General features: G+C 39.8%; 11 protein-coding genes and 1 pseudogene. 11 read left to right on the top strand and 1 reads right to left on the bottom strand.

From position 1 onward, the window contains the following. The 11 genes from T344_RS31175 to T344_RS0119025 form a co-directional block, all read left to right on the top strand. A partial coding sequence (locus tag T344_RS31175) for a DUF6385 domain-containing protein (protein ID WP_242842111.1) occupies window positions 1-378 on the top strand: 378 nt, incomplete at its 5' end. Window positions 379-651: 273 nt separating this feature from the next. After that, on the top strand, window positions 652-1,209 hold the full coding sequence (locus T344_RS0119070; protein ID WP_027630013.1) for a tetratricopeptide repeat protein: 558 nt from the start codon (window positions 652-654) through the stop codon (window positions 1,207-1,209). A 201-nt stretch (window positions 1,210-1,410) separates the two neighbouring features. Then, window positions 1,411-1,608 carry a zinc-ribbon domain-containing protein gene (locus T344_RS30520; RefSeq protein ID WP_004627885.1) on the top strand — a complete coding sequence of 66 codons (198 nt, stop codon included), beginning with the start codon at window positions 1,411-1,413 and terminating at the stop codon, window positions 1,606-1,608. Between the two features lie 151 nt (window positions 1,609-1,759). After that, window positions 1,760-2,263 carry a translation initiation factor IF-3 gene (infC, locus tag T344_RS0119060; protein ID WP_422784866.1) on the top strand — a complete coding sequence of 168 codons (504 nt, stop codon included), beginning with the start codon at window positions 1,760-1,762 and terminating at the stop codon, window positions 2,261-2,263. Window positions 2,264-2,827: 564 nt separating this feature from the next. Further along, window positions 2,828-4,888, top strand: a complete 2,061-nt coding sequence (locus T344_RS0119055) for an NAD(P)/FAD-dependent oxidoreductase (RefSeq protein ID WP_027630011.1) — start codon at window positions 2,828-2,830, stop codon at window positions 4,886-4,888. After that, window positions 4,881-5,894 (top strand): polyprenyl synthetase family protein, encoded by a 1,014-nt coding sequence (locus tag T344_RS0119050; protein WP_027630010.1) that lies wholly within the window; start codon window positions 4,881-4,883, stop codon window positions 5,892-5,894. Before T344_RS0119055 ends, T344_RS0119050 begins: the two co-directional genes overlap by 8 nt. A gap of 29 nt (window positions 5,895-5,923) precedes the next feature. Then, window positions 5,924-6,826 carry a UbiA family prenyltransferase gene (locus T344_RS0119045; protein WP_027630009.1) on the top strand — a complete coding sequence of 301 codons (903 nt, stop codon included), beginning with the start codon at window positions 5,924-5,926 and terminating at the stop codon, window positions 6,824-6,826. A gap of 122 nt (window positions 6,827-6,948) precedes the next feature. Beyond that, window positions 6,949-7,335 (top strand): NusG domain II-containing protein, encoded by a 387-nt coding sequence (locus T344_RS0119040; protein ID WP_027630008.1) that lies wholly within the window; start codon window positions 6,949-6,951, stop codon window positions 7,333-7,335. A 77-nt stretch (window positions 7,336-7,412) separates the two neighbouring features. Continuing rightward, window positions 7,413-7,949 carry a Gx transporter family protein gene (locus tag T344_RS0119035; protein ID WP_027630007.1) on the top strand — a complete coding sequence of 179 codons (537 nt, stop codon included), beginning with the start codon at window positions 7,413-7,415 and terminating at the stop codon, window positions 7,947-7,949. A 29-nt stretch (window positions 7,950-7,978) separates the two neighbouring features. Next, on the top strand, window positions 7,979-9,055 hold the full coding sequence (locus T344_RS0119030) for a hypothetical protein (protein ID WP_027630006.1): 1,077 nt from the start codon (window positions 7,979-7,981) through the stop codon (window positions 9,053-9,055). A gap of 117 nt (window positions 9,056-9,172) precedes the next feature. After that, window positions 9,173-10,231 (top strand): FAD:protein FMN transferase, encoded by a 1,059-nt coding sequence (locus tag T344_RS0119025; RefSeq protein WP_027630005.1) that lies wholly within the window; start codon window positions 9,173-9,175, stop codon window positions 10,229-10,231. A gap of 148 nt (window positions 10,232-10,379) precedes the next feature. Here the strand turns inward: T344_RS0119025 and T344_RS28750 are convergent. Continuing rightward, window positions 10,380-10,616, bottom strand: a pseudogene (locus T344_RS28750) (IS110 family RNA-guided transposase); the annotation flags it as partial.

The raw sequence follows: 10,616 nt of genomic DNA, 5'->3' as shown, positions 1-10,616 counted from the left end.
GACGGCACCGACAACAGGGCGTTGAAGACCGATATAACCGGAGTGCTGCAGGTAGCCCCATCCAAGACTTTTACAAACCAGTCCGAAAGCGTGACAACAGCAGATACCTATACCGGTTCAACAGCAAGGGATATTTCATTGCAAAATCAATATTCCTTTTTTGTTAATAATACCGGTGCGGATTCAGTTACGGTAAAGGTTCAGATAAGCCCCGACAATACCCTGTGGATTGATGACAGTACGGAATTTGAAGTAGCTGCGGCCTCGGCAGATATTTTAACTCCCACCAGATTCGCAAATTTTGCAAGAGTAGCCTACAGATCCACCGTGGCGGGCTCCGGTACCACGGCAGATATAATTTACCAGTCACAGGCCTGATAAAACCAGCTTGTTTATTATGGGCTGAAAAGTATAAGATTTTTTATATTTTAATCCGATTGTGATTTCTATAGTATTATCGAAAGTATTATCAAAAATTTTATAGGGTTAAACATGACTTCCCATATAAAAAAACAAATATTAATGTTATAATATAAGTATTATTGTTTTTTCAACTGCCTGATGACGCGTATTTTTAAAACGCAGAATTATAGAGCGGGAAACTCAATTTGAGTTTCCCGCTTTAATATATTTTAAAGAAAAGAGGATATAATGAAAAGAAGTATAAACTTGCAACAATTAATAGCTAAAGCAGGTGAAATGGCTGTAGCAAATGAATGGGGAGAAAGGGCTTACAATATTAATGCGGCTATCCTGAAGCGGGATCAGAATAACTGTGCAGCCTGTACCAGGCTTGCAAAATATTATAGGCTAAACGATAATATCGAAGAGGCAAAACAGATGTATTTAAAAGCTCTGGATATTGATCCTGAAAACAGGGGGGCTATTAATAACCTTAACGATATTGAAAAGGATAATGAAGAAAATGAAGAGGTAGATAATTATAGTTCTATTGGTGATTTGCTTAAAGCAGGTCAAAAATCAATGACCAAAGGTAAATACAGACTTGCTTCCAAATTATTTTTGAAGGCTTATAATATTGAATCCACATTGACTGCGGCTGTGAGTCTCGCCGGAGCATACAAGAAAATGGATAAAACCGAGCTGGTTGAGAAGCTGTACAGGGATACCCTGGATTCGGCCCAATCAGACGCTGAGATACTCAACATAAATAAAATTTTCACTTTAAATGGACTGAAGATGGTTTGAAGATTTGACATTAAATGGATACTGCATACAAAAGTGGCAAAAAATTAAATTTTTTTAATTTTTTGCTTGTAGTTTTGATTAAGAAATGATATAATGCATTCTATGGGTTATTTATTAATAGACAAAACTTCCTTTAATTATCGTTGGGGTAAGCTTGCCTGAGAATTCTGAATCCAAATATTTAAAGGAGGTAATATGAATATGGCAGATAAGACTATAACATGTAGAGATTGCAACTCAACGTTCATTTTTAGTGAAAATGAACAAGCATTTTACAAGGAAAAGGGTTTTGACAATGAGCCCCAAAGATGTCCCGATTGCAGAGCAGCTCGAAAGCAGCAAAGAGGCAATAACAACAGAAATGGAAATAGAAGCTTTGGTGGCGGAAACAGATGGTAAAATCAAAAGGAGAGTGTCAACTCTCCTTTTTTAGTTAAAATTTAAAATATATGATAAAATATAAAAGTGGAATATCCAATTTTTAAATTTTACATGTTTTGTAAACAAAAAAACAAATAAAAAAGAGGTGTATATTATTAAGAAAGATGAATTGCAATTAAATGAGGAAATAAGGGATAATGAAATTCGTGTCATAGACAGCGACGGCTCAATGCTGGGAATTATGCCGACAAAAGCAGCAATGGAGCTGGCTTTTGCCAAAAAGCTCGATCTGGTAAAAATAGTGCCTAATGCCGTACCTCCGGTCTGCAAAATAATAGATTACAACAAAAGTGTTTTCGAACAGGCGAAAAAAGAAAAAGAAGCCAGGAAAAATCAAAAGGTTGTTTCTTTGAAGGAAGTAAGGTTGTCGGCCGGAATCGAAGAACATGACTTTGAGGTAAAATTGAAGAGCGCTTTGAAATTTCTGCAAAACGGAGATAAAGTCAAAGTATCAATAAGATTCCGGGGAAGAGAAATGAGATATACCGGTGCAGGAAAAGAAGTACTGGAAAAGTTCGCTGACGCAGTCAAAGAGTTTGGAACTGTGGATAAGCTTCCAAAACTTGAAGGAAGAAACATGATAATGATAGTTGTCCCTAAAAAACAGGTATAATCAGGACATCTTTATATACATTGCTCACAAAGTACATGCTGAAATTCTACAGTTCACCACAATTTCAAGGCGTGTACTTTTTAATGGGGCCTGCAATTTATTGAGGTTGGCAGGCCTGGCATTTATCCATTGAAAACCGTCCCAGGATTGGACAGGTTTTCTTTTGTTTTTATAGCCCTGCAAAGTCCACTGAAAACTCATATAAATAATAGTTTGCCGCTTTCGATGGCGGATAATCAGTTTGATATTTGATAAAGTAGGGTGTTTTGTTATATAATGGTATACAAATGAATACTGTTTTATAGATATTTTGTTCTCAAAGTTTTAGAGTGCATTTACATGGAAAAAAATTGTTTTCAGGAGTGATTATATTGAGTTATTGGTGGTATTAATTATACTATTGCTCAATTATTACAATTTCCATAATTTTTATATGTATTTGCATGTCAAAAACTTAACAAGTTTATTGATTGTTTATAATTTTTTTGCTAAAATTATAAACATGTAAATGTTGAAATTTGTTGAAAAATGTAATTATTCAGAATAATACTGCTGGAGGAAAATATGAAAAAAAATATTTTGGTTATCGGAGCTGGGTATGCGGGAATACTAACAGCAAAGAAGCTAGCTAAAAAGTTTAAAAAAGATGATACCGTAGCTATAACAATCATTGACAAGAATCCCTTCCATACTATGCTGACCGAATTGCACGAGGTTGCTGCAAACCGTGTGGACGAAGATAGTATAAAAATAAGCCTTAAAAAAGTGTTCGCCGGCAGAAAAGTAAACGTAGTGCTTGACACAGTCGAATCCATAGATTTTAATAACCACAGGGTCACCGGTAAGAATAACAAATATGATTATGAATACCTGGTTGTTGCTGCCGGCTCAAAGCCGACTTTTTTTGGTGTGCCCGGTGCAGAAGAGTACACTCATAAGCTCTGGTCCTATGACGATGCGGTAAAATTGAAGGATCATATTCATAATTGCTTCAGACAGGCTGCAATTGAAACAGATCCTGAAAGGAAGAGAAGGCTGTTGTCCTTTTATGTGGTAGGAGCCGGATTCACCGGTGTGGAAATGGTCGGTGAACTTGCCGAATATGTTCCTTTCCTCTGCGAAAAATACGAGATAGACAGAGAATTTGTAGAGATGGTAAATGTTGACGTTCTGCAAAGGGCGGTGCCGATATTGCCTGAAAAGCTGTCTGCAAAGGTTGAAGCGCGCCTGGAAAAAATGGGTGTAAAGCTGATGCTGAATTCCGGAGTTTGCGGCGTCGGAGAAGACTTCATTGAAGTTAAGAAGAACAGCCAATGTATAAGATATACAGCCGGAACAGTTATCTGGACCGCCGGTATCGAAGGTTCCGATATTACCAATGAAGCGGCTAAAAATCTTGAATCGGTCAACAGAGGACGCATTAAAACCGATTCTTTCCTCAGATCGTTAAATGATGAGCGCGTTTATGTCGTAGGTGACAATATGTTCTACATTCCTGAAGGAGAAGAAAGACCTGTTCCCCAGATGGTAGAAAATTGTGAGCATAGTGCGGCAACATGTGCGAATAATATATATTGTGCAATTACAGGAAAAGGGGAGATGGAGGTTTACAAGCCAGCCTTCCACGGTGTAATGGTATGTGTAGGCGGACGGTACGGAGTTGCAAGAGTTGGCCTGCCAAATCACATGTTCAATCTGCCATCCTTTTTTGCAATGTTTGCAAAACACTTTATCAATATTATTTATTTTATACAGGTATTGGGCTGGAATAAAATATTCAGCTACATTAAACATGAGTTTTTTACAATCAGAAATTGCAGAAGCTTTGTGGGCGGGCATTTTTCCAACAGAACACCAAGCTTCCTGATGGTTGCTCTAAGAGTCTGGCTGGGTGCCGTATGGCTCTTTGAGGGCATTATGAAAGTGGTTGAAGGCTGGCTGACCGCACCCAAGCTTACCGGATTTTTCGGAGGAGCCGCCTCTTGGTACAACAGCATTCTTGCAACCTCAACTGCCGCAGCTGCCGGTAGTCAGGGTGCAGTGGATGCCGTAAGTTCAGCCACCGGCACGGGTGCTGCCGAAAGTACCGTGAAAGCGGCTGTTGATGCTGTAAGTGCAGCTACAAGCACAGGTGCCGCAACAGACGGTACGGTGCAGGAAGCGGTAAAATCCATAGGAACAGCTATAATGAATTTTGATTTTCTCGGTTTATTCCGTTTGATTTTTGTAAGCGGCAAAGATCTGGCCCACTCCACATTGAGTGATTACGCTTTTAGGATTGATGTGCCTTTGATGAACTGGTTCCTGGACAAGTTTGTTATCCACAACAATTCGATGCAGTTATTCATGCAGGGCTTCATAGTAATAGCTGAAATACTGATAGGTCTGGCACTTATCGGCGGTCTGTTCACAACACCTGCATCAGCGCTGTCTTTGGTACTTCAGTTTATGTTTGTATGTACAACAGGACTTTATCTGGGAACCTTCTGGATGATATTTGCTGCAATAGCCGTGCTTATCGGTGCCGGAAGAACATTTGGCCTGGATTACTACGCAATGCCGTTCCTGAAAAAGCAATGGAAGAAACTACCTATTGTGAAAAGGTTGTATATTTATAATGACTAATGAAAACATGATGCCACATAAAGATCTTGAATTTATTGCTTATGACGGAGCACTGGAACTGGTGAAGGAAAAGGTAAACAATGCATTGTCTGCTGCTCCCGTCATTATCCGTAAATATACCAAGCATTTGACGGCCTCGACAGGCAAATACATCAGGGCCGTCTCACTGCTCATATGTGCTCAGAACAGGGAAGGAAATATCCATCCTAATGCCGTCAGTTTTGCTGCGGCTATTGAACTGCTCCATCTGGCAACACTGGTGCATGATGATGTTATGGATGATGCCGGTATCAGGCGGGGGCAGGTTACCCTGCAGAAGAAGTACGGAAAAAAAACTGCGGTTATCTGCGGAGATTACCTGCTTAGTATTGCCTTGAAAATGGCTGCTTCGGTTCCGAACAGAGAAGACTATATCAAACTGAACCTGCCCGACTATGTGAGCAGAGTGTGCCTGGGGGAATTAAACCAGCATATCAACAACGGTTTTCTTGATTTATCGGCCTTTAAGTATTTGAAGATAATATCGGGGAAAACAGCTGCCTTGTTTGAGGCAGCCTTCTGTGCCGGGGCTGTACTCAGCAATTACGATTCGCAGAAAACCGAAGGAACCCCTGAGCTTGAAGATAAGACCTTAAATAAATACATGCGCCTGGGAAGGTATATCGGAATGATTTTTCAAATTCAGGATGACTGCATGGACTTTGAAAAAACCGAGGAAGCTGCAAAAAAACCGGTACAGTCCGATTACCAGCAGGGGGTTATAACTCTGCCGCTGATATATGCCTTTCAGAAGATGCTGGGGTTAAAGGAAAAAGCCAGGAGCAACAGCCTTACAAGAGAGGAAATAAATACTGCTGTTTCTCAGACAGGCGGTTTGGATTACACACACGGGATTTCCGGAAGGTATTATGATAAATCAATGAAGTTGATAGAACAGCTTGATATTTCTTCCGATAAACGGTCAAAGCTTATATACGTCCTTGATAAGGCTTACGGAAAATCCTGATTTAAAGCCGGAATGATGCAGGTGAATGAATGGTTCTGAAATTACTGAATTATACCGAAATTAAAACCAAGATAACAAGTATTTTTGCATTCCTATTGACGGCAGCTTATATTTTTTATGCCGGAAAACCTATTAATTGGAGACTGACACTTATATTTTTCATTTCGATGTTTGTCTTTGATTTGACTACGACAGCCATAAATAATTATATTGATTCCAAAACCAATCATCAGAACCTCGGCTTCAAAAGAGGGACCGCTCTGTTGATAATATATGTATTATTCGGGATATCTGCAGGTGCCGGCCTGTATCTGGCCTATCTTACCGACGTGGTAGTGCTGCTGCTGGGTGCGGTATGTTTTCTGTGCGGCGTTTTTTATACCTTCGGGCCTGTACCCATTTCAAGAATGCCTTTGGGAGAGATATTTTCCGGAGTTTTTTACGGAGTGCTGATACCCTTAATCCTGTTGTATGTCAATATGCCCCGGGGCACTTATTTAACTTTAAAGCCTGGATGGGAGACCATAAGTCTTAATATAAACGTAATGCCGGTTGTAACCATATTGCTGCTTGCGGTAGCTCCTGCCTGTACTACCGCGAATATAATGCTTGCCAACAATATTTGTGACGTGGATAAGGACATAGCCGTCATGCGTTATACCCTTCCGTATTATCTGGGGAGAAAGCCTGCTCTGTATTTGTTTGCAGCCCTGTATTATATCCCCTACGCAGCTGTTGTACTGCTGGTATGCTTAAAGGTTATTTCGCCCATATGTCTGATAACTCTGCTTACTCTGGTAATGGTTCAAAAAAATATTAATGAATTTTTTAAACTTCAGGATAAGGAAAAAACTTTTATCTGTTCTATTAAAAATTATATAATTATTATGGCCTTCCTAACTTTGACGATTTTTATCTCGGGATTATTTTAGGGGCCATAAAGTCAATTACTGTTAAGCCTTTGCAGCTCCAAACTTAAACCGGCGGCTTTGGGAAGATTCTAGTTGACTTGGTTAAATAATTAACACCAGTCTTAACCAGAACGGAGGATTACATGAAGTTTTTCAAAAAAAGTGACATCATACTTGTTTTGACAATTGTTTTAATTGGTATATTATCTATGTTCATATATAAGTTAAATTTTGCTGAAAAGCCTGCCAGGGCTGAAATATACTATAAGACACAGCTGATTGAATCAATAGATCTTACAAAGGGGAAGGATGTTCATTTCTCCATACCGCAGAACAAGAATGTAATATTCCATCTTGATCCTGACGGAAATATTTCCTTTGAACATTCCGATTGCCCCGATAAAATATGTATAAAAACAGGAAAACTGAATACGGTAGGCCAGACAGCCGCCTGTCTGCCAAATGAAATTTTCCTTAAAATCGTCCCGCAGGATGGACATGAAGAACAGGATATTGATATTATAGGTTAATGAAATTACCAAATCGTGAAAAGGGGCAGGCATTTACTGCCCATTATATACTGCTGCAGAAAGGGTAACGGCTGAAGATGAATTCAATAAAAAGCAATCTTTCAAAAACAAAGCTTCTGGTTTTAACTGCGTTACTTTTTGCCGTGGCATTGGTACTTTCAATTGTTGAAAACTCGCTGCCCTCCTTAAGCTTGTTGGTTCCGGTTCCAGGAATAAAGCTGGGGCTTTCAAATATAGCTGTTATGTATGCATTGTTTTTTCTGGATAAGAAACCGGCTTTTGCAATAGCTGTTTTAAAAGGCCTGTTTGTGGTGATGACCAGGGGTCCTATAGCCGGACTTTTAAGTTTCAGCGGAGGAGTACTTTCTGTCCTTGTAATGTCATTGCTGATATTTGTTTTTAAAGACAGGATATCCTATCTGGCTTTGAGCATATTTGGTTCAATAATGCATAATGTGGGACAGTTTATTGTTGTATCGTTTATTTACAACAATATGTATCTATGGGTATATCTTCCCGTACTTTTAATCTCTGGCGTGGTTGCCGGAATAGCAACCTCAACTCTCTTAAGATTTATTTTACCGGCTTTTAACAGGCTGGTTTCAAATAAATAAAACAAATTAATCTATTTGGAGGAACTACTATGAAAAAATTACTTTCACTTGTACTGGTTTTGGTTCTTGCCGTTACTTTTGTAACAGGCTGCGGATCAACAGCAACTCAACCAGGCACAGATACCAACAGTGCAGCAAGTACTGCACCGGGTACAACATCAAATACCGAACAGGGCACAGGTGATGCGGTCAAGACCGGACTTGCAGTTATATCTACTGCCGGAAGCTCCACTGATGCCGGAGAGAAGGACGGATTGGCAGAAGTTGATTCCGTTGCCGTCGCAGTAGCCGTAGATAAGGACGGCAAAATAGTGAAGTGTGCTATTGATACTGCCCAGACAAAAATCAATTTTTCAAAAGAAGGTAAAGTACTTTCAGACCTTAAAGCAGAATACAAATCCAAACAGGAACTCGGTGCGGATTACGGTATGAAAAAGGCTTCAAAGATTGGCAAGGAATGGTTTGAACAGGCAAATGCCTTTGCTGACTATGCAGTTGGAAAGACAGTTGCAGAAATCAAGGGTATTGCTGTAAATCAGGAAGGTATTACTACTGATGCTGAATTATCAACATCTGTGACAATACATATCTCTGATTATGTAGCTGCTGTCGAAAAGGCTGTCAACAATGCCAAGGATTTAGGTGCAAAAGCCGGTGACAAACTGGGCCTTGCAATAGTAACAAGCATTTCCGGTTCAAAGGATGCGGGTGAAAATGATGGTCTGGCTCAGGCTTACTCAAACTACACTGCAACTACTTTTGATGCGTCAGGAAAAATAACAAGCTGCGTTATAGATGCATCACAGTCAAATGTCAATTTCTCAAAAGAAGGAAAGATCACTTCCGACTTAAAAGCTCAATTACAGACAAAGGATGAGCTGGGTGAGGCCTATGGAATGAAAAAGGCATCAAAGATCGGCAAGGAATGGTCTGAACAGGCAGATGCCTTCTCAAAATATGTTGTTGGAAAAACAGTTGACGAGGTTAAGGGCATAGCAGTAAACGAAGAAGGTGTTGCAACAGCCGCTGAATTGACAAGTTCGGTTACAGTTCATATCTCCGACTTTACAAGCGTTATTGAAAAAGCCTCAAAATCTGCTAAATAGTAATAAAAATTATTTAAGTTGTAAAATCTAAAATAGCATTATAAGATAAGTATAGTATTTTATAAACAATGGGAGGTAGTTGTTCAAACTACCTCTCTAACCATTTGAGGTGAGAATTTGTCTAAAAAGATTATCGCAATAATATTATTACTGGCAACGGTTTTTAACATAACCTCCTGCGGAAAACCTGAAAAGAAGCGTTATGAGGCACAGTTCCTGGAACTGTTTGATACTGTGACACAGATTGTAGCCTATTCCGACAGTAAGGAAGAGTTTACAAAACAATCCCAGCTGGTATATGACACACTCAAGGAATATCATCAGCTGTATGACATATACAATGATTATCCCGGTATTAACAATATTAAAACCATAAATGACAATGCAGGCATAAAGCCTGTAAAAGTTGACAGGAAAATAATCGACCTGCTTCTTTTTTCGAAGAAGTGGTATAAAAATACAGACGGAAAATTGAATATAGCCCTGGGGGCGGTTCTTAAAATATGGCACAAGCACAGGGAAGAAGGACTGGCAGATGAAGCCAATGCAACCCTGCCCAATATGGAAGAGCTCAAGGAAGCAAAAAAGCATACCGATATAAACAAGGTAATAATTGATGAAACCAATTCCACGGTTTTTCTTGAAGATCCCAAAATGAGTCTGGATGTGGGCGGAGTCGGCAAGGGGTATGCCACCGAACAGGTCTGCCTGAATGCTGCTAAAAACGGCTTTACTTCAGGGCTGATAAGTGTCGGAGGCAATGTCAGGGCCATTGGCAGCAAGGGCTCCCAACAGGAGATGTGGAATGTGGGTGTCCAGAATCCTGACAAGGAAAGTGATAAAAATACGCTGGATATTGTATATATATCAGATATGTCCCTGGTTTCCAGCGGAGTTTATGAAAGATATTACATTGTCAACGGAAAGAGCTATCACCACATCATTGACCCCGACACACTGTTCCCGGCCGACAATTATCTGCAGGCAACCATTCTCTGCAAGGATTCGGGAGTGGCCGATGCCACAGCAAAGGCAGCGTTCATACTTCCCTTTGACAAGGCGCTGGAATATGTAAATTCCATGCCTGATGTAGAAGCCATGTGGGTATTTAAGGACGGCAGCATAAAGTACAGCGATGGTTTTGAGAAGTACTTGAAGAAACCTGATAAAAAATAAATATTGTTTTATTGAAACAAATTTCATTACAGTTTTGTGGCCGCTATGCGGCTCATGGAGGTTAGCGTGAAAAAGTCTATCCGTAGCAGTAAAAAGGGCAAACTTAACTAAGACCCTTATGGATCCTCGAAAATTTAATAATAATTGTTTAAGCCAGGGAAATATCGCGAGTTTTAATTACGCCATTGGAAACAAGGAGTTTTATAGCCTGTTTAATGGCTTTCTCCTTCTGTTTTTCCAGGATTTCCTGTGGCATATCAATTTTGTACAAATCGCTCGGATTCCATTCTTCACCGGTAACAAACATGTTGTAAACAGCGGTGAGTATCATTCTGGCGATAGCGATAATGGCTCTTTTTTTGCCCCTCCTTTTGCTAATGCGTTC

This window comes from Ruminiclostridium cellobioparum DSM 1351 = ATCC 15832 (assembly GCF_000621505.1).
Lineage (GTDB): Bacteria > Bacillota > Clostridia > Acetivibrionales > DSM-1351 > Ruminiclostridium > Ruminiclostridium cellobioparum.
The sequence above is the reverse complement of the archived record's forward strand: the minus strand, read 5'-3'. Positions and strand labels throughout refer to the sequence as shown.